This is a genomic window from Lewinellaceae bacterium, assembly GCA_020636105.1.
Classification (GTDB): Bacteria; Bacteroidota; Bacteroidia; order Chitinophagales; family Saprospiraceae; genus BCD1.
The window spans coordinates 2,841,112-2,862,806 of record JACJYL010000001.1; the positions used below are offsets into that span (position 1 = coordinate 2,841,112).

The following is a 21,695-nucleotide window of genomic DNA, read 5'->3' on the forward strand; positions in this document are numbered from 1 at the left end:
TGAGGCGCGAAATTAGCCTTATTCATACAAATTTAACATTTTAATGTACACAAATATCATCAATGCCTCCGATCTCAAGGCCAACCTTGACCACCCTGACTGGGTGATTGTCGATTGTCGCTTTTCTCTTGCCGATACGGAAGAAGGCCGAAGAAATTATGCTAAAAGCCATATCCCCGGTGCTTTTTATGCTCACCTGGATGACGATCTTTCCAGCCCGATCATCCAGGGCGATACCGGACGGCACCCTTTGCCGGATGTGCAGACTTTTGTTGAACTGCTTTCTTCCTGGGGCGTGGGCGAAGGGGTTCAGGTAGTCGCTTATGATGACAGAGGTGGGGGCATTGCCTCCAGGCTTTGGTGGATGCTGCGTTGGCTGGGTCATGAAAATGCAGCCGTTTTGAACGGAGGATGGCAGGAATGGGTGAAAAATGATTTCCCCACAGATAGTGCAGTCCCTGAAAAAACAAGAAAATCCTTCCACCCGACCCTGAATCCCGATATGGCCGTGCCCTTCGAAAAAGTAGATATCCTCCGGGCCGAACCCGCCTACAGCCTGGTCGATTCCCGCACAGCCCCACGCTACCGAGGCGAAGAGGAACCCATCGATCCCATTGCCGGTCATATCCCGGGAGCGATAAACCTTCCGTTCCCGGAAAATATCGGCGCGGATGGATTGTTCAAATCCCCGGAATGGCTGAAGGCCAGATTCCAGCATGCTTTTGAGGACAAACCCGCTGATCATATTATCTTTTACTGCGGTTCCGGCGTAACGGCATGCCATAACATTTTAGCCTATCATTATGCAGGGCTGGGCGATGCATTGTTGTACCCGGGATCCTGGAGTGAGTGGATCAATAAAGGGGAAATTGCGGAGAAATATTACTAAAGGCTAAAGGGGAAAGACTAAAGGCTAAGGACTAAAAAAATGATGATCTGTAGCATTGTGTTACTAATAGGTGAAGCAATCTTTTTCCGAAATTTAAATATTAAAAAATTAAGTGAAAAAAATAATTCCCGCCTTAGGAGTATCCCTTTGAAGAGAATTGAGTGAAAAATTTTAGTCACTCAAAATATTTCAATATACGCTTCCGATCCTCACTTGCCTTATCATTTTTATGGTACAATTCAATAAAGCCAAAAAACCATCAAAATCGCAGAGAAAGGCAACTCAATCCCCCGTCGAGTTTTTGAAATTCAGACATGTCGAGAGCAAGAACAGGATAACCGGCATGCTCAATCATTTTGCGGGCTTTGGGATAGCCTTCGGGAACGATAACCGTGCCGTTCACCCAAATGGCATTGGCCGCATAAGCTTCGTCAGGTTCAATTTCGAGGATATGGAATGGTTGGAAGACAGCTTTGGCGAGGAATTCACCCGTTGCCAGTAAATTGTTGTTTTCAAGATAAGTCACCCCTGTTTTCAGGTGCAATACTTCTTCAAGGGAAACGACGGATTCCCTCATCCCGTATTTTTCAAGGATGGAGATCACCTGCCGGGCGCCTGCTTCATTCGTACGGCCGCTAAGCCCGATATAAAAATGCGACCCGACCATCATGATATCTCCGGCTTCGACGGTTCCGGGGGCTTCTATGATTTCAATATTATCGTAAAAATGCTCCAGCAGTTTGCTGATTCCGTCGGTTTCGCCCCTTCGGGAAGGGGCACCGGGGCGGGTGATGATGGCACAATGCGGAGTCAGCAAGGCAACATCTTCCACAAAAGTTGAATCCGGGAAATTTTCGTCAGCTTCCAAAACCGATACTTCCAGCCCGCAGGCTTCAAGTGCTTTTATGTATGCTGCATGCTGGGAAAGGGCCCGTTGATAATCAGGAATCCCCAAATTTGCTTCGGTCAATCCGTTTACCAAACTCTTTCCCGGCGTTCTAACGATGGCTCTTTTGAACATAAAACAGGGTCTGGTTAAAGGCTGAATAAATTGAGTACAGGTGGTTATCCCTTAGGGATGGTTCAAAAATAAAATTACATTTTTCTGCGCTGACTCCACTTAAGGGCCGGGGCGGAGGTGTGCAAAAGTGTAAATTTATTTCTACCGCATTATAATACTACTTTCCTTCTTCAGCCCCTAAAGAAAAGACTTCCGAAAGCCCTAAAGTCGGCAGCGGTTCAATTAATTCCGCAGTTCTTTCTACATTATTGACCTGGAAGGATTCGTACACCTTTAATTGTTTTTGATTGGCCAGCTCATTGAATCCCATTTCGTTCCAAACCGAGAGGTTGGTGACCGAACAGTTAAGGAGAGTAGCCAGTTGTTCCGGAGCTTCATCCTCCCCAAGATGATAATATGAATAGGCATAAGGCTTTTCAGAATCATCCTGGCCTTTCATGTGTACAGGGGTCGTCAGGGCCATAGGAAGGGCATCACCATCCTTTTGCGCCAGCAGGTATGCCTCAAAGGCAGGCATGACTCTCCTGGGAAGAATCAGGTAATTGCCTTTTTCATTAGCCGGAATAAAATCTTTTGTGTAAAGCGGGTTCAAGGTGCGAATCACTTCCATAGAAACGCCGGTGACCTGCGCTATTCTGAAAAAACTTACAAAATCATTCAATTCCACGGTCTCGGTCAGTTGAAAATCCAGGGAAGGAAATTCGGGTTCGAGATTGTGTTGGTCATAATATTGTGCGAGGTAAACTGCAGCGATAAAGGCAGGTACATAGTTTCTGGTTTCACGGGGCAGATATTGCCTTAGAGCCCAGAAATCCGTGGTGCCGCTCCTCCTTATGGCAGAATTGACCCGACCGGCTCCTGAATTATACGCCGCCAAAGCCAACGCCCAATCTTCATAACGCTCATAAAGGCTCGCCAAATGCTGCATCGCCGCCATCGTAGATTTGATGATATCTGTTCGCTCGTCAATCTGATCGTTGATGACCAAACCGTAACTTTTTCCCGTCTCCGGCATGAACTGCCACAGTCCGCCGGCCCCTACAACAGAAACTGCCCTTGGATTAAGGGCAGATTCGACAACCGCCAGGTATTTTAATACATCGGGGAGGTTGTTTTCTTTGAGATATTTTTCAAAAATGGGAAAGTACATTGCCGATCGGCCGAGGATGATTTCTGCATTCCGACGGTGTCGAACTACATAACCTTTAATATATCCTTCGACTACAGATTCATATTTTGTTTTGATAAAAGTCTGATCCATGGACTCAATCCTTGCCATGATCTCTTCCTCGTCGTATGCCGGAATTTCCTTATCCGGATTGCCCGCAATCAACTGGGACGAGGCCGTAAAAAGCAATAATAACAAGGGTAACAGGTGGTATTTTTTATAATTCATTTTTCAATTTACTATGCTTGAGTTTTCAAAAGTAGGAAATAAACTTCATACCGCAAAAAGGAAATTTTCATTTTATCGTTTAATTATTTGTTTAAATTTATTGTATTTTAAATCAATTTGTTTAAATTTGCAGTTATTTAACACCACCCGGGTTCGGTTTTTTTAGGGCCGGATCTTAAAAAATGCTAACTGTTATGAAAATTTTAAAAACTTTAGGACTGATCCTGGCAGCCCTTATCGGGCTGATTTTAGTAATTGCCATTTTTGTACCCAAAAGTGTAAAAACTGAACAGGCTATTGACATCAACGCTCCGATAGATGTCGTTTTCAACGCGGTAAATGACCTTTCCCAGTGGGAAAACTGGTCGGCATGGAAAGCCTCCGACTCCACCATGGTCACCACTCTTGGAGAAACCTACATAGGGGAAACGGGCTCTTACAGCTGGAAGGGAGAAGTAATCGGGGAAGGAAATTTAACCATTCTTTCCAGTACCCCAAACGAAGAAATAAAAACAGAAATTCATTTCGGCCCACAGGGGTCGGCCAATGGCCATTGGGTTTTTTCAGCGGCCCAACAAGGCACACATGTGGATTGGGACGTCACGTCACATTTCAAATACCCTTTCAACATCATGTTGCTGTTTATGGATTTTGGAGAAATGATGTCTAAAGAATTCAACAAAGGGCTGGCAATGTTAAAAGACCATGCTGAAAAAAAAGCAGCTGAAATGAAACCCACTTTTGAAATCAAAGAAATGGATTTGCCGGCAAGGTATTATATCGGTATCCGTGAAACGATTAAAATGGAAGACATAACCGCCCACCTTGCCGAAAACTTCCCGAAAGTATTCGGTGCGGTAGCCCAAAAAGGATTGGAAATGGCAGGAATGCCGAGTGGTTTATACTACACCTGGGATGAGGCTACCTCTACTACAGAGCTCCTCCAGGCAGCACCCTTAAAGGAAAATGCCACTATTGAAGGTTTTGAAACGGTTGAATTGCCGGCTTCCAAAGCATTGGTTATTGATTACTACGGAGCCTATGAAGGCATTGGAGCGGCCCATGAGGCCATGGAGGCTTACCTAAAGAAAAAAGGATATACGTCAAGACCTCCAGCCATTGAGGAATATGTCACCGATCCGGGGCAGGAACCCGATCCCGCTAAATGGCTGACCCAATTGGTTTATTATATTAACTAATCCGCTTTTGGGGGCGTTTACTTCAATCATCATGCTGCCGTCCAACACAGGATTGTTAGACTATCGCAGGTTTTAAAACTCAAAATCGTTAATTTTAATTCGATAGGCTGAGCCGTTTTGTTCAGCCTATCGAATCAGGATTTTATGTTACGAGCCAAATCTATAAAGGGAGAAATTGTCTGATAAAAATAAAGCGATATTTTAGTCTCCTTGCGTTTACCGTTCCCTTTAAAATTATCCCCCGCTCACCGGCGGAACGATAACAATTTCACTGCCTTCGCTCAAAATATACTCATCATCCCTGTAGGCTTCATTGACGGCAATGGCAAAAGAAGCCAGCCGTTCGAATTCAGGATACAGATTAAACAGTAAAGCCTTCAGGTCTGCAACATTAGCGCCTTCACGCAGTTCAACTTCTATTTCCTTTCCTTCCACGATATCCCTTGCGATTCCAAAGGTGAGAATTTTCAGCTTCATATAGTTAAGTAAGTACACTCTTTTAAGTGGCCGGTAAAATGATGGATTTTAGTCATCACAAAGGTATAACATTAATTCAAAACTTGCCATAAAAACAATTACATCAAGGCTTTACATGCTTTGTACAAGTCTTTCCATTCATCTCTTTCCCGCAGCACCGTCTCCAGGTATTCCTGCCAGACGGCCTTATCCTGTGAAGCATCCTTTATTATTGCCCCCGAAAGTCCCGCCGCAACATCATCCGCCCCGAGCTGGCCGTTGCCGAAGTGCAACGCCAGTGCCTGCCCATTGTGAATGACAGAGATCGCCTCTGCAGTACTCAGAGTACTCGAAGGTGATTTTATGCGCATCCGGCCATCCTGAGTTTTTCCTTCCCGCAATTCACGGAAAATAATCACCAGTCGACGAATCTCTTCGATAGGAGCGGTAGAAACCGGAAGCTTTAAGGGTTCCCCCAATTTCTCTATCCTGTGTTTCACAATGGTCACTTCTTCTTCCAGAGTGGCCGGCAAAGGCATGACGATAGTATTAAACCTTCGCCGAAGGGCACTGGATAATTCATTGACCCCTCTGTCCCGGTCATTGGCTGTAGCGATGATATTAAAGCCCTGAAGTGCAAGTACCTCTGAATTCAACTCAGGAACCGGCAGGGTTTTTTCGGAAAGAATGGTGATCAGCGCATCCTGTACATCAGAAGGTATTCTCGTAAGTTCCTCTATCCGGGCAATCTTGCCCAGCTCCATGGCGGTCATCACAGGACTCGGCACCAAAGCTTTCTCGGAAGGGCCTTCCGCCAACAGGCGGGCGTAGTTCCAGCCATATCGCAGGGCCTCTTCACTCATTCCGGCTGTTCCCTGTACCATCAGTTTGGAATTTCCGGAAATGGCCGCGGCCAGGTGCTCCGAAACCCAGGTCTTGGCAGTGCCCGGAATGCCCGTAAGCAACAACGCCCGGTCCGTAACGAGCGTGGCCACCGCCATCTCTATCAAACGGCGCGGACCAAAATATTTGGGCTCGATTTCCGTCCCGTCGTCCAGTTTGCCCCCAAGCAAATAGGTGACTACTGCCTGCGGGGACAATAGCCACTGCGGCGGGCATTGCCCCTTGTCTTGCTTGATAAGGGCCTCCAGTTCTTTTTCATAAGCCTGCTCGGCATGCGGCCGCAGGATGGTTAGTTTTGACATATGTGCTGGTTGCTGGCTACTGGTTACTTGTTGCTGGTTGCTTGTTACTTGTTGCTTGTTACTGGGTGCCCGGTTTGAGTTCCACTCGTTAAACATCACCTGATTTTCATCTCATCCACTTCTTCCAGGGTGTCCGGATTCAGTACCTGCATCTGAAGCGACGGGCCATCTACTTTGATGATTACCAACGCATTTTGGGTGGTGAACCCTGATGTTTTGGCAGTCCATGGAGTCTCTTCCTGAGCATAATACGGTGCCCCGGCAGCGCCGTTATTGATCTGGTAAATGGTTCTTGACAGTTTTAGCCTTTTTTCTTCCGGATAATCATCCTTATAAATTGGCGTATCCGGCCCGATTTCAGTACGACAGTAATTGTGTTCATCCCCGGTGAGCATGGCGACCACTTTGGTACTTTTATTGACCAATATATCAAGGTATTCATCTCTTCTTTCAATAATGCCTTTTTCGACTGACTTACCGGCCAGATAGGGTCGCTTATTGTTATTGCCCCCGTACCACATATCATCCCCGACGTGGCCTCCATTGGGGAAAGCCGGAGTATGTTGCGTGACAAAAATGTGATCAATATCCTCATCCTTTTCCAGCATCGCAATGGTATTTTTCAGCCATTCCATCTGGTTATCCATCAGATATCCGTGCATATTGCCACTCGATTCGGGATAAGAAGAAACAGAGGGAGCATAAAAATAATCTGAATTGAGGACAATCATGGCTACATTGTCATAGGTGTAATAATAAACCGTTTCATCATAGGGCGGAAAATCGATTTTAGTCCGATCGGGGTCATACGCTGAATTGTCTTCACTTATAGGGCCGTTATGCGGATTGACAAAATGATCGGCGAAAGCCGCCTCTGCCGATTTTGTTTCAAAAGGAAACTGATCCACCCGAAATTTTTTGGTCGTTCCCTTTTTTTCAAAGTAATAAATCAGGGCCTCATGGTTTCCCATAGTAGCCACCACTGGCAAATAATGTGCGAAAGGAGAAACGGCCTGCTTCCAGTTGGCATACTCAAGGTCTATTTCCTCCCTTTCGGTGGCATACCCGCTGATCAGGTCACCGGTGTACTGACAAAAAGCCACTCCTTGCTGACTGGCAAGAGCCATTATTTTTTTTACGATATAAAAATTGGTGCCTTGCATACTACGCTCGCCGCCGCCATTACCGGCCCTGGAGTCACTGGCATATCCAAAGGAAAATGCGGTTCGGCTTCCCGGTTTTGGCGCTGTTTTAAAATGATATTGCTGTTGATTGCTTCCAAACAATACCTGGTAATCATACCTACTGTTCGGTTTCAACCCCGACACTTCTATTTCATGTTGAAAAACAGGCTTGTCGTCCGAAAAAACATGGCCGCCTACTTTAACATGGCAAACGGTTTCCACATTGGTCTTAAAGGAAATGGTAGCTCCTTCGGAATGCAGTAAATTCACAAAGGGCCCTTCCATCACCGTCGTATCCACCTGAAAAACAGGACCCGCAATAAAAGATACTTTACCATCATAAAAATAATGGCCAAATTTACTGACCACCCTGTACCCCAGCGTACCTTTCCCTGTGTCTTCCCAGCCAACCATATCATACCTGCCGCTAAGTTCCCCTGCAATATCGACGAAACATTTGCCCTTTTCAATGGACGCAGAGGTATTGAAATAAACAGGATAAGGGTGTTTGGAATCGCCATAGGGAATTAATCCATAAACGAGTTTGCCCTCAAATTTAGGATCTTTAAAATCGAAAGCAATGCCAGAAGCTTTGCCCGTCGGTTCGCCCGTCATCCTGGTGAGGGTATAATCAGGAGCCGTTTCTCTTTTGTAATACCTCTCCCCGTCATCTTCAATGTATAATCGTCCTTCCGCATCGGTATGCATGTTGGAATAAACGGAAGGAATCATGACAGAATTATTTATAATGCTTTTCGTAACTTCCTGGCCCTGGAGGAATGTTGCAGGAAGGGAAACGAAAATAATAAACATCAAAAACAAAGTAATTCTCATAAGCGCGTTAATATTTATTTGTGTTTAAAGTTTTTCATAGATTTACAAAAATACAACTATGTTATCAATACAAAGGGGTAATTCACCGGGTTGTTTCTGGAAATTACAGGAAAGTCCGGGCAAAAAAGCCGAAGAACAACCTAAGTCAGAGCTTGTTTAAAAAATTAATTTACACACCTGGAAAAGTACTATATTTGGCTAACGAATATTTACTTTTCTTTTTTTCGGTTATTATTGCTATAAAATCAAATTCATGTCAATCATCAAGGCTCAAATCGTAGATATCCATCAGCGCAAAATTTATGCGGGCGAAGTGCATTTTGAAAATGGCAGGATTACCGCCATCCGGGAATCCGATCACGATGAATCCACTTACATCATGCCCGGATTCGTCGATGCTCACGTTCATATTGAAAGCTCCATGCTGATTCCTTCAGAATTCGCCCGTATGGCTGTGCTCCACGGGACCGTGGCCACGGTTTCCGACCCACATGAAATCGGGAACGTCATGGGCATCGAAGGCGTGCGTTACATGATAGAGAATGGCAATAAAGTGCCTTTGAAATTCTTCTTCGGAGCCCCTTCCTGTGTGCCTGCCACCAGTTTTGAAACTGCCGGCGCCATCATAGATGCCGAAGGCATCAAGCAATTACTGGCCATGGAGGAAATTCTCTACCTGGCAGAGATGATGAATTACCCGGGCGTCATTTTCCAGGATGAAGAGGTCGTGAAAAAGATCAGGTACGCCCACGAAGCCGGCAAACCGGTGGATGGTCACGCCCCCGGTGTCCGGGGAGAAGACCTCAAAAAATATATTTCCGCCGGCATCAGCACCGACCACGAATGTTTCACCCGCGAAGAAGCCCTGGAAAAAATAAATATGGGCATGAAAGTGCTCATCCGTGAAGGAAGTGCCGCCCGCAACTTCGAGGCCCTGATCTCCTTGCTGCCCGAATACCCGGAACGGATCATGTTCTGCTCCGATGATAAACATCCCGATGACCTGATGATAGGCCACCTCAACGAACTGGCCGCCAGGGCCATCGCCAAAGGCAATGACCTCTTCGACGTGCTCAGAGCAGCATCAAAAAATCCCGTCGAGCACTATAACCTGCCCGTAGGCCTGCTCCAGGAAGGCGACCCTGCCGACTTCATCCTGACCAGGGATCTGAAAAATTTTAAAATTGATGCCACTTACATCAATGGTGAAAAAGTAATGGAAAACGGCACCAGTTTCGTCAAAAGAGTCGAGGCGACCATCATCAATAATTTCCATACCAGCGAAAAAACACCCGATGCTTTCGGACTGGAAGCCAAATCCGACAACATCCGGGTCATTCGTGCCATTGACGGGGAACTCGTCACACAAAGTTTCATCACTCCGGCAAAAATCCACCAAGGCAAAGCCCTCGCCGACCCGGACCGCGACCTCCTCAAAATGGCCGTCGTAAACCGTTACTCGGACGTCAGCCCCGCCCTGTGCTTCATCAATGGCTTCAACCTCAAAAAAGGTGCCATTGCTTCCTGCGTCGGGCACGACTCTCACAACATCATCGCCGTAGGCTGCGATGACGAATCCCTATGCCAGGCCGTCAACCTCATCATACAAAACAAGGGAGGAATTTCCGCCGTTTTTGACGGACAATCCCATGTATTGCCCCTCCCTGTCGCAGGTATCATGACCAACGAAGACGGCTACAAAACCGGCCAACTTTACGGAACCATCGATGCCCTCGTAAAAGCTGAAATGGGCTGCAACCTCCGGGCACCATTTATGACCCTTTCCTTCATGGCCCTGCTGGTCATCCCCGAACTAAAACTCAGCGACCTCGGTTTGTTCGACGGAAAGAAATTTGAATTCGCAGCCTTGTTTGTGTAACGGGTTGCTGGTTACTGGTTACTGGTTACTTGTTACTTGTTACTTGTTGCTGGTTGCTTGTTTGCTGGTTTGCTGGTTGCTGGTTGCTGGTTGCTTGTTGCTGGTTAGATCCGCATTCTCACATTCCCCCATTGTTTCCTAATATCATTTTCCTACCTTTGTAGCTTAAATAAAAAGCAATGCTAAAAACCGCCGCACAATTCATATCCATCCTGTTTCACCCGCTGCTAATCCCCACTTACATGCTGGTGTTATTGATGATTGTCAACCCATACCTCTTTGGAGTACACGACATTTCGGAGCAAAACAGCATGCTGCTCATCATTCATACCATAATGAACACCCTGGTGATTCCAGCCTTTGCCATCCTCGTCATGAAACTTCTCGGACTCATCAAAACCTTCGAGATGCAGGACAAGAGTGAACGCACCGGTCCCTATATCATCGCCGGTATATTTTACCTGTGGCTCTTCCGCAATTTCCTCGACAATACCAATGTCCCCCTCGCCTTCACCTCCTTTTTGCTGGGCGCCACCATCGCATTATTCCTCGCCTTCCTGCTCAACATTTTCACCAAAATAAGCGCCCACGCAGTAGGCATGGGCGGGTTGCTGGCCATGGTCATCATCACCATGTTCCAGTTCAGCTACGATACTTTCAACCTTAATCTGTGGTTTGGCACCATCCAGATGAATATGGTCACCGTACTCATGATCACCATCCTCATCGCCGGCATGGTAGGTTCCGCCCGACTGATCCTAAAGGCCCATATCCCCTCCGACCTTTACGGCGGGTACCTCATCGGGTTCGCCAGCCAGATCTTCGCCCTCAGGTTCCTGTTCTAAAAAAAGGATTGCCCCAAAAATACTTTAGTCTTTAACCTTTAGTCTTTAACCTTTTCACCTCCCCGGGGCCATGTCTGCGCTGCGCTGGCCACCGGGCTATCCACTGCGTTACTATCCCTTGTCCTCCTCGCCAGCTGCGGCGACCTCCACTATACGTTCCGGCCAACTGCGGCGCAAAGCTAAAAGCAGGAGTTTTTCCATATTTCATATTCCGGAAGAAGACAGTCTTAAACGACCAAACCCACACACTCCATTGCGCTGAACTAATTGGTTTTGAATGAATAACCACCAAATCCGGGAAAGGTGCAGCGCACCTGTTTGTGATCGGAGATTAAATTTTGATCCAATTATTTAGGATGAAGTCAGAGAATTTCCTCCTTCCTTATTTAAAATCCGCAAATCCTTATCCTGACAGTTCCCCTATCGGCTCACCACAATCTTCTTCGTCACAACCCCCTTTGTCGTTTGCACATTCAAAAAATAGATTCCCGGCACAAGATGTTCTACGCCAAGGCTAAACTGGCGAAGGCTGGCCGATTCTTTTTCCAAAAGCATCCTTCCATCGACATCAAACAAATTCAACTTCACCATTCCCTCCAGGGCAGTATCGAGATGGACAAAAACCACATGCTCAGCCGGGTTGGGGAAAACCGTCACCCCAAAATCCGGAACCAACTCCGCTATTCCAACTGTCGCATTTTCATCGATCTTAATGTTGAATACCTGGGTCGGCGACAAACCGCCCTGACCATCCCGGACCAGGAAATTGAAATGGTCATAAACCTCCTCACCGCCATCATGTACATAAGTAATATAATTGGCATTCACCGCCGTCTGCCGAAACACATCGCCCACGCCAAGGGGTTCATCGATGTAATACAAAGTGCCTTCCGCCGGCAACGAAAGGATCGTATATTCCAGGAAGAACAAATTATCACTGTCCGGATCGTCTACCTCCAGTTCATTCTGGGTAATGTAGTTAAACCCGGCCGGCGGTACGTAAAGCGTATCATTGGTCACCACATAGGGCGACTCGGTTGAATTGCCGGCCGCACAAAATTCAATACTCCATTCCTCCAGGGCTCCTGATGCCCCGAAACCGGATTCTACAACCTTCACCCGCATCGTCCATTCTCCCTGGATATCTTCCCCCTCAAAGGCCGACAAAGACTCAACGGGTCTGAAAACAATACCATCGTCCGGAGGACAGGTGATGTTAAAAGGAGAATCATCGTCAAAGCCAATGCGTAAATTCAGGGTATTACCGCAGTTTTGATCGAACAGGACAACCTCTGTACCCGCCGGACTGATGAGGGTTATTCTCAAACTATTCACAGGCTGATAAACGGCCTGCATATAAGGAATATTCACGTCACTGATGATCCCGGAGGATTCGATAAAAAGCTTGGATTCAATCGTCGGCAATCCAGAACCACTGATATTTTTGGGCAGATCATCCGGTGTATAAGTTTCGCAACTGGTGGTGACAGTCTGGAACGCAAAAGGATCCAGCCAGGGCCCCGGGCCGCATGTGTTTATGGCCCGGATACGCCAAAAAAACAGGTGGTTGGGTTCAAAAAATTCAGCCGGGGTAAGAAGGGTATCCATTAGGCCGAAAGCACTGATGATCACGCTGTCACCAAATAAGGGGGACGTAGATATCTCCAGGTCATAGGTGTCGGCATCTTCAATCGGATTCCAGGAAAAATCAGCCCCCAGAATGATGCCGTTTTCACCATTTACAGGAGTGGCCATGGCCAGGTCACTGAAATCGCTTCTGGTGATTTCAAGGATAAAACTGCGGTAAGTGGTATCTGCCCCTGCTGCCGTCGCCTGAAGGATCACCTCATACGATCCGGAAGGCACTTCAGTCCCCAAATCCAGAGAGAAAGTGCCTGACTGGCCTGGAATAACCGGGTTTTGCTCGTATGTCGCCACCTCATCAGGCAACCCGGCCACCAGTTCAAAATGGACTTCATTGGTAAACCCTACCAGGGAGTCCGTTTCAAAATGGATGTCCACAAGGGCCGGCGTGCACACTTGTTGGATGAATGGCCCCACCTCGACAGTAAAACCAGGCACTGTGGCCGGAACAATCGCAAAATTCTGGTTCGAGATGTCAAAGAATACGTTTTCAAAACTTTCTACCTTAACCCTGGCCTGGTTGGTCAGCACATTCGGGATGGTCACCATGGTACTGCCGTTATTGGGTTGATGATAAGCCAGCAAATACGGATAGGTAAACCCTCCATCTACCGAAAGTTTTACATTGACAAAAGCACAATTGATGGGCGCCACAGTAGTATTCGCCACATCCCAGGTCACCTCTACCGATTCATTCACTTCGTAACTCAATCCGCCTGTATTGGGTGCCGTGACCAGGAATGGTCCGCCGGCATCCGATACCGTGACCACCATATCATCATCCGCCGTACAGCCGTGCAGCAGTTGATTGTCCCGCACGGAAAAAGTAAATTTCATGGTGCGTGCCACCTGCGGCAACACTTCCCAGGTGGGATTTTGGTTGTTGACAATGTCAAATAGCCTTGGAAAGACCCGGCTGGGCGATGCGGTCAAATTCACGGACCTGAAAAGCGGACCACCCGCACTATTACCTGAAGGCGGCATGGTCGCTACCTGGCTATCCATCTGTTCCCAGGTGGAGGTCAGCGATCCAGGGTCTTCCTCGTCATCCGCTGTTCCAATTAGCTCAAAAGGCGTTCCGACCGGGATGGTGTAGTCAAGGCCCGCATAGGCAGTGGGTGGGGTATTTTCACTCACCAGGCTTTCATAACAGGTACTGCTGGTACCAAAAGTCACATTTTGTGCAATTTCGCGCAAGTTAATGATATGGAAAAGGTCATCGCTATTGGGCTGAACATTGGGCGGGCAAATCCCCGCATACCCCATGATGGAAGAGGCACTACCCGGTTCAACAGCCGTATCGGAATTGCGTTGGCAATCATTATTCTGCGTGTGATTGCCCCCGTACTGGTGTCCCATCTCATGGGCGACGTAATCAATGTCAAAAGGGTCCCCAATCGGATTGGAAAGTCCTGTCACCCCCTGGGCTTTCCGATTGGGACTGCAGGGAGAGTTCAAACTGGCAATGCCGCCGCCGCCGGTACTGAATACATGACCGATATCATAATTGGCTGAGCCGATGATATTGTCCACCGTTTCCTGGTTTTGATCGAGCATCACATTGCCATTATTGTTGGTGTAAGGATCGGTGGAAGCACTGAAAAAGATCAGCTCATCCGTATTGGGAATGAGTTCCATGGTAATGGCAGCGTCCCGTTCATATACGCCGATCACCCGTGTCATCGTGGTATTCATGGCCGATAATACAGAAGGAATGGTTCCCCCGTGGTACTGGGCGTATTCGCCGGTGCAGGCCAGGGCCAGGCGGTATTTCCTCAAAATACAATCCCCGGCCAACAATGTTTTTGCTTCGGTGTAATCCAAATCATCAATGCCCTCCTCAACAGAATTACCCTCCACACCACACTGGAACGGAACGGTATTTTGCTTGACAAAATCTTTCTTAAAATAACTGATATAGTGTTCCGTATCTCCCTCTGCATAGGGGTCGATAAAAACAGTACTGTGCCTGCCGGAGAGGATCATGGCGTGAAAACCTTTCAAGGTAAAGTCTAACCGAACATAAGCCGTGGGATCGTCCATCCCCTTTCCGGCAAAAGACTGTATTTCAGGAAAACGGGCAGCCAGGTCCGGATGAAGGATGGGCGCTTTAACGATTTCAAAAATTTCCGACGTGCCGTCCGGCATGGGCAGGGTTATGCGTATTTTTTTGTCTGCTGCCGCTGCCGAAAATTTCATTGGAGCGGTATCCAGAGTCGTTTTAAAACCTTCAAAATCAAGAGAGACGGTACGATAAACCATCGGAATGATCCTGCGGTTCATATGCTGAATTACAAGATTCGCTTCACCGAAATCATTCCAGGGATTGGCCGCCTTTCCTGTGGTTTGTGCCATGAGCCCGCTTAGGCCCGACAAAAGAAAAAGGAATAGAACCAGGGTTGATTTTTTTAAAAATTGCATCGTAAAATTTTGTTTGTATGGTTGTGTTCGATCAATGCCAGTTTGAGTCAAACACAAAAATAATTTATAATTGTATTTCAAGACACTTTTCCCCCTTTTACTCTTTAAACTGTAAGGCAGGCTGCATTTTCAACCTTTTTTATCAACCTGTGTTAATCTAATGATTAGATTTTCATAATTTCGGGAAAAATTTATACCAGTCCATAAACTTAACAGTTAGATGAAACGCATATTACTAAGCCTTGTCCTGATCATTGCAACCATATTTATTGCCCTGCAATTGACCAAAAAAGAAGAAAATCACGAAGAAGGAGAGCTGTCCAAAGCCCTCAGTATCCAGGGGGCTCTCGATGAAGAATTCATACGCACCAAAGATCCAGCCCTGGGCTACATCCCCAAAGAAAGAAAAATCGCTGCTCTCGAAGAAGCCTTCCGTCTGCAGGAAGAGATGAAAACGATGCAGCGCAACAACAGCATCCTCGGATCCCGCTGGCGGGAAAGAGGCCCCAACAACATCGGAGGCCGTACCCGTGCCATCCTGATCGATCAAAATGATCCGGAACGTAAAACGATATGGGTCGGCGGGGTGAGCGGCGGACTCTGGCGTTCCAAAGACATCACCAAATCCGATCCTCAATGGGAGATCATGAGCAACTATTTCGAAAGCATGACCATCGGAAGTCTAGCCCAGGATCCTATCGAGCCGAATTATATTTATGCAGGAACCGGAGAATCTGTTGGCAGCGGCATCGAATTTGCCGGCATGGGCATTTTACGCTCTTCGGACGGTGGCGAAAACTGGGAGTTGCTTCCCTCCACCACCTCTTTCGTGGTTACGCGCTCCCTGCTCGTGCATCCTGAAACCGGCGATGTTTACGCTGCAACGCGCACCAAAGGCATACAGCGGAGCAAAGACCACGGAAACACCTGGCAAAAAGTGGCCGGATACGTTCCACCGAATGACTTTGCCACCAATGACTATTACGATGTTCAATATTCCCTCAACGGATACATTTATGCCTCCACACCCTCCGCAGTAAGGCGCTCGGCTACCGGTGATCCCGGAGACTGGGAAACCCTGACCGGATCCGGGTCCGGTTTTCCCAACGGCCTGAGCAGGGTGGAAATGACCATTGCCAAAACGAGTCCGAATACGCTCTATATTATAGGAGATGCCGGGAATTCTTCCTCCAATGTTTTCATCTCCCAGGACGGTGGGGTATCCTGGTTACAAAGGGCACAACCGCCCATTACCGGGGACGGTTACAGCCAGGCCTGGTATGATCTCGACATAACGGTCGATCCTTTTAACGAAAACCATCTTTACGCAGGAGAAATCCGTCTCAGCCAGTCTTTTGACGGGGGTAATTCTTGGAATAACATCAATAACATTCACGCGGATCATCATAAAATTGTATTTGATGAAGCTCAGGAAGGCATCGTTTATTTAGGAAACGATGGGGGTATTTACCGCAAAACAAACACATCATCCCCCCAGGACAGAAACAAAGGCTACAATGTAACCCAGTTTTATGGCGGTGCCATCCACCCGGAAGCAGGCAAAAATTATTACCTCGCCGGGGCACAGGACAACAGTTCGCTCCAGATACAAGGACCTACCAGCCCCTCTCCAGGGATTAATGTCAGAGGTGGAGACGGCATGCTGGCCCATATCGACCAGGAAGACGGAAAGTACCAGATGGTTTCCAGCCAAAATGGTGGCTGGTCTCTCTCAACAAATTACGGTAGTTCTTTTGATGGAGGACTGAATGTGGCCGGGCGCTGGGTAAACAGCAGTGATTTTGACAGTGAATCGAAAATCCTATACATGCAGAATTATGATGCAAATTCTGATTTTGTGAGGTGGCACGTTGACACAGGTACAGATGAAATGGTAGATTTAAGTAACTTCCAATTTAATCTACAAAATGCTAATGGTAATTTCATATCAACAGTCAGTACTGTGTGCGTAGCCCCCAATGTCTCTAACAGGGTCTATTTTGGCACAGATAATGGGCGGTTGATCAGGGTTGATAATGCAAATGATGATAACCTTTTAGAAGGCACTCAAGTCGGTTCCTTTACCGGGACTGTTTCCTCTGTTGATGTGGAATTCGGCAACCCGGATCACATCCTGGTCACGCTGTCCAACTACGGGATCAACAGCGTTTATGAAACTAAAAACGGCGGGGCGAACTGGATCAGCTCCGGTGGGAACATTCCCGATATGCCGGTTCGTTGGGGCATCTTTAGTCCGATTGATCCCACCCAGGCTTTAATTGCCACGGAGGCGGGTGTATGGGCCACGGAATTGCTCGACGGATCCAATACCATGTGGTTCCCTCCCCAGCAGGAAAAAGGCATCCCGCTCACGAGAGTCGATCAGCTCCGCGTACGTCGTTCCGATAATATGGTGCTGGCCGCCACTTATGGCCGCGGACTGTTTACCACGGATATTTTCATGGAACCCAAGGCAGATATGTTCATCGACCAGGTCGGATACACCAATGTGCCGTTGAAGTTCCTGGGAGAAGAGGCCATCAACGCGAGTTCATGGGCCTGGACATTCGGTGACGGCAGTACCAGTAATGAAGAAAATACCACCCATACTTATCCCAATATCGGAGAATACCCGGTAAGCCTGACTATAAACGATGAACTGACATCAGCCTCCAACGTCAAAATCCTTCCGGATCGTGGCCTTCCTTACGAAATCGGAACAGGAAATTACGGAGGTGATTTCGAAGGTAACACAGAGCAATACGGGGTATTTACCATCAGTGGCTCTTCCTTCAGTAGAGGAAATTCCACCATCGAAGGCAAGAATGGTGTCCATAGCGGGGCCAACGCGTTTGTCCTGGGCATCGATGAACCCTATTACGAAAACGGCACCCATTCGATGATCTACCTCCCTAATTTTGATATGGAAGAGGAAGGCATTTACGAATTCAGCCTGTGGGCAAAATTCAGCCTGAGCAATGGATATGATGGTTTCCGGGTAGAGTATTCAACCGACCGGGGACAGTTTTGGGAACAGTTGGGCTCGAATGAGGATGAAAACTGGTACAACTATAAAAACAACAATCTCGATGGAGCAGGTTTCGACCAGGGGTCTTCTTATTTTTCCGGCTCCAGAAGCACTTTTAAAAATTTCAAACTCAACATCAGCAACCTCTCCGGGAATAAAGACGTAGCCTTCCGCATTGTTTTTAAAGGCGGTACCAGCGGGAATTTCAGAGGCGTGGCCATCGATGATGTGGAGATCACCAAATATGAGGGCGAGTTAAAAACTGATCTGTTGAGCTTCAGCGGAGAATACACCGATCCTACCGAGATTACGCTGACCTGGTTAACCCAGCCGGAATACTATTGTCAGAAATTCGAGGTGGAACGCTCCGTCAACGGCTTTGACTTTGAAGAAATCGAAACGGTTTATGCAGCAGGTGGGACTTCTCCCGATGTCCACACTTATTCCATGACCACCAATGGCCAGCGGAATTTGAATTTCTACCGTCTAAAAGTCATCAATCAAAGCAGCGCCGCCGGGTACAGTTACGAGTTCTATTCTCCGACCATCGTCATGAGAAGAAAACTAGAAGGTATTGAAGTGCAATACTTGTTCCCCAACCCGATCGAGGACCAGATATTCCTGACTTTTACGGATATCCTGGTGGGCGAAACCCTTTACGAATTGTTTGCCGCCAACGGACAACTTATCGCCAAGGGCAACTTACCGGAGGGAGAACCAACCGCCACTTTAAACGTGCCGACCAACCTGGCATCAGGTGTTTATATCCTGAGAATACAGATCGGAGACGGCAACCAGCAAAGCTTTAAATTGCTGAAGAATTAACCATTGGATTTAACGATAAAAAAAGGGAGCATTACCGGGCGGTAATGCTCCCTTTTTTTATCGTTATTGGAATATTACGGCATCAATTCAGAAACCGATAGGTCGCCTTAACCAAAAAAGTATTGTGGATCTTGCGATCAAACAGGTTTTCGGCCAGGCTGGTGAACAGATCTTTGGTCGGATCATCGGAATTGGTCACCCCTTGTGTCCATACCAGGAACAACTCCGAGCCCGGAGTGTATTCCCAGCGAGCCACGAGGTTGGATCTGAATTGCATGAAATTGAAATCGGGGTTTCTAAAGGAATAATCTGTTGTCCCGTCTGTATTTTCATCAACATTATACACGCCATTGGCTTCATCGTATTTGATCTGGGCTTCTGTATAATCCACAAAACGATCTTCGCGATGCCGTGCCAAAGGACTCAACACTTTCTTAAACACGGAATAATTTCCTTTCGAAATAAACGGCTGCCCGTAATATTGAATCGTCAGGTCCGGCGTAATATTATAGTTGAGCCTCAGCGTCATGCTAATGGTGGGCTGATTGATGGAAGACAGCACATAAGTCGTTTTGTCATCCTCGGTGATGGTAGTAACATAAATATCTTCCCGGCGGGACCTTGAGAGGGAGGGGCCAATGGTAAAATTAAAGGCATCTGATGCCACGACGGTAGCATTCAGGCCCACCCCGCGGTACCTCGTTTTAACTTCAAAGGCATGACCAAAATTAAGATTCATATTGAAAATCACCTTTTTGCGGGCATTGGAATACACCCTAAAATTGGCGCCGATACCGATGGGTTTTCGGAAAGTCGGACCTCCCCGCAACCAGTTGTTGGAATTGTCAAGAAACTCCTTGTTGAACCCAGCATTGATGCCCCAGAAATTTTTAAATTCCGCCTGTCCACTCAGGTTAAAGGACTGGTGCAAGGGATTGCCGCCAAAATCCCAACTGGCTCCGTGGGTGTAATTGGCACGCCAGGATCTGAAAATTCCTTTCGGATCAGTTTCGTTATAACCCAACCAGAAATAATGGTTGATCTCGTCGGCATTGTATTGAAAACCAATGTCATTGAGTTCCAGTCCAGGAGACCGCCAGGTCAATCCCGTTTGAAATTTTAATTTACTGGCATATTTACCGATATTCAGATCTCCGCCGTTGCCCGTCAGGTGAGTGGCTTCAGGGTCAAATTCGATGTAATCGGCATCAGGGCGTTGGAAATTATGCTCAAAAGCGCGTTGGGTGCCTGAAATGGCTGTTTTAGAACCCGCCACCCTGCTGAGTACAAATCTTCCGGTCAGTCGCCAGTTCCTGTTGTCCCAGTTATGAAAAAAGTCAAGCCCTCCGGAATAAGCATCGGAGTGCAAAAAGTCGAGTGCTTCCGTTTCAATATTACGCTGTACTCCGGTAAAAATTCCTCCTATCGCCGAATTTCCGTCATTGAAATCCTGCTGCAAACGGGCTACTACATAATTGGTAAAAGGCTCAATCACTTCATGACTTTCCACCCCGCCCTGGTCGATCAGGGCCTTTTCTTTCGCGGTGATGGATTCCAGTAAACCTATTGAAAGACCGTTTTTGGTCTTGCCGCTGAATTTGGCTGCCCCGAGGATGGTGGTAAAATCGGGTTGATCGACAAACAGGTTTTCTCCCGGGTTATTATAAACCCTGCGGTGCGGTGCCGCCCCGATTCTACGGGAATAAAAAAGGTTGTCGGTATTAAAGTTGCCCCCGGCATCAGCATTGGAAATATTGTAATCGAATAAATTTCTGTTTTCAATAAAAAACGGACGCCTTTCGGAGAAGAAAATCTGGAAACCATCGAGCCTGATGGCCGAGGGGTCGGCTTCCACCTGTCCGAAATCGGGATTGATGGTAAAGTCAAGGGTAAGGTCATTGGTAATACCCAGTTTACCGTCGAGGCCGGCTGACATTTTTTTGCCGGTACCCGTAGCAAAAGGATTGCCTTCCTCTTTTTCAAAAGTTTCAAACTGTCCGAGCACATAGGGCTGAATTTCGAGCTGTCTTTTAGGTTTTATATTGGAAAGCCCATTAAGTTCTCCAAAAGCACTGACCCACCGACCCGAATTCTGAGGCAGGTATTGCCAGATGGAGCGGCTTTCATTCCGAAAATCACGCCGGGTCAACTGAATGCCCCAAATTTGCTCTTCCTCCCTTGAAAAACGTAACTGCGACAAAGGGATCGCCACCTCGGCCACCCAGCCACTGCTGTCCACGCTGGTCTTGAGGTGCCAGATGGGATTCCAGCTCGTATCCCAGTCATTGCCGTCGTTGGAAACAAATTCATCTCCTTTCACCCCTGAAACGGAAGCGGTAAAAGAAAAAGCCGTCCTTAAATCATGGTAGCTGTCAATATTGATCTCCACCCAATCCCCGTCAAAGCCATCGCGGCGCGACATCCTTTTGACGATCTTTTCCGGTTCGTCATCATGACACCGGTAACCGATGTACAGGTTTTTATCGTCGTAAAGTATTTTAAAAGAAGTTTCGCTGGTCGGTTCCACCCCATCATAAGGCTGGCTTTGAGTAAAGCCTGAAGACCACTCCACCGATTGCCAGACTGCCTCATCCATGATCCCATCAATTTTTGGTGATTCGCCTTCCACTTTTTTAGTGGTGTAGCTTCTTTTTTCGGTCGAAGGCGTAAAACCGGGATGGGGGCTTTGCGAAAAAAGGGAAAATGAAAGAAGAATAAATACTGTTAGGGTTATGGTCCTGACGGATTTCATAAGTAATAATTTTGCCGGGTGAATAATCAATAGATGATGAGGCTACCGCAAAATTAATATTTTAATTTAAAACAAAAAATGTTTAATTTAAAAACAAAAAGTTTATATAAAGTTGCA

The 21,695-nt window shown here is 47.2% G+C and carries 12 protein-coding genes; 5 read left to right on the top strand and 7 right to left on the bottom strand.

Annotated features, from left to right (window positions below; genetic code table 11):
* Positions 1 to 43 precede the first annotated feature (43 nt).
* Positions 44 to 889 (top strand): sulfurtransferase, encoded by an 846-nt coding sequence (locus H6571_10690; GenBank protein MCB9324190.1) that lies wholly within the window; start codon positions 44 to 46, stop codon positions 887 to 889.
* 259 nt (positions 890 to 1,148) lie between these two features.
* On the opposite strand, the gene H6571_10695 is transcribed toward H6571_10690, so the two are convergent.
* Together H6571_10695 and H6571_10700 are read right to left on the bottom strand one after the other, a co-directional pair.
* Positions 1,149 to 1,910 carry a N(G),N(G)-dimethylarginine dimethylaminohydrolase gene (locus H6571_10695; protein MCB9324191.1) on the bottom strand — a complete coding sequence of 254 codons (762 nt, stop codon included), beginning with the start codon at positions 1,908 to 1,910 and terminating at the stop codon, positions 1,149 to 1,151.
* Between the two features lie 157 nt (positions 1,911 to 2,067).
* Positions 2,068 to 3,306, bottom strand: coding sequence for a lytic transglycosylase domain-containing protein (locus H6571_10700; protein MCB9324192.1), 1,239 nt, complete (start codon positions 3,304 to 3,306; stop codon positions 2,068 to 2,070).
* Positions 3,307 to 3,500: 194 nt separating this feature from the next.
* On the opposite strand from H6571_10700, the gene H6571_10705 reads away from it, so the two are divergent.
* Complete coding sequence (locus tag H6571_10705) at positions 3,501 to 4,505, top strand: SRPBCC family protein (GenBank protein MCB9324193.1); 1,005 nt, start codon at positions 3,501 to 3,503, stop codon at positions 4,503 to 4,505.
* 234 nt (positions 4,506 to 4,739) lie between these two features.
* On the opposite strand, the gene H6571_10710 is transcribed toward H6571_10705, so the two are convergent.
* The 3 genes from H6571_10710 to H6571_10720 all read right to left on the bottom strand — a co-directional run bounded on the left by H6571_10710 (position 4,740) and on the right by H6571_10720 (position 8,184).
* Positions 4,740 to 4,982: a MoaD/ThiS family protein gene (locus tag H6571_10710; protein ID MCB9324194.1), complete on the bottom strand. Its 243-nt coding sequence runs from the start codon at positions 4,980 to 4,982 to the stop codon at positions 4,740 to 4,742.
* Positions 4,983 to 5,080: 98 nt separating this feature from the next.
* Positions 5,081 to 6,166 (bottom strand): AAA family ATPase, encoded by a 1,086-nt coding sequence (locus H6571_10715; protein ID MCB9324195.1) that lies wholly within the window; start codon positions 6,164 to 6,166, stop codon positions 5,081 to 5,083.
* A gap of 95 nt (positions 6,167 to 6,261) precedes the next feature.
* Positions 6,262 to 8,184, bottom strand: a complete 1,923-nt coding sequence (locus tag H6571_10720; protein ID MCB9324196.1) for a metallophosphoesterase — start codon at positions 8,182 to 8,184, stop codon at positions 6,262 to 6,264.
* A 253-nt stretch (positions 8,185 to 8,437) separates the two neighbouring features.
* Between H6571_10720 and ade the strand changes: the two genes are divergently transcribed.
* Entirely contained in the window at positions 8,438 to 10,063 is a 1,626-nt protein-coding gene (gene ade, locus H6571_10725; GenBank protein ID MCB9324197.1) for an adenine deaminase, read from the top strand.
* A 179-nt stretch (positions 10,064 to 10,242) separates the two neighbouring features.
* Complete coding sequence (locus H6571_10730) at positions 10,243 to 10,908, top strand: hypothetical protein (protein ID MCB9324198.1); 666 nt, start codon at positions 10,243 to 10,245, stop codon at positions 10,906 to 10,908.
* Positions 10,909 to 11,328: 420 nt separating this feature from the next.
* Here the strand turns inward: H6571_10730 and H6571_10735 are convergent, their stop codons facing one another.
* On the bottom strand, positions 11,329 to 14,973 hold the full coding sequence (locus H6571_10735) for a T9SS type A sorting domain-containing protein (GenBank protein MCB9324199.1): 3,645 nt from the start codon (positions 14,971 to 14,973) through the stop codon (positions 11,329 to 11,331).
* A 220-nt stretch (positions 14,974 to 15,193) separates the two neighbouring features.
* On the opposite strand from H6571_10735, the gene H6571_10740 reads away from it, so the two are divergent.
* Positions 15,194 to 18,826: a T9SS type A sorting domain-containing protein gene (locus H6571_10740; GenBank protein MCB9324200.1), complete on the top strand. Its 3,633-nt coding sequence runs from the start codon at positions 15,194 to 15,196 to the stop codon at positions 18,824 to 18,826.
* An 82-nt stretch (positions 18,827 to 18,908) separates the two neighbouring features.
* On the opposite strand, the gene H6571_10745 is transcribed toward H6571_10740, so the two are convergent.
* Positions 18,909 to 21,578, bottom strand: a complete 2,670-nt coding sequence (locus tag H6571_10745) for a carbohydrate binding family 9 domain-containing protein (GenBank protein MCB9324201.1) — start codon at positions 21,576 to 21,578, stop codon at positions 18,909 to 18,911.
* Between the last annotated feature and the right edge of the window lie 117 nt (positions 21,579 to 21,695).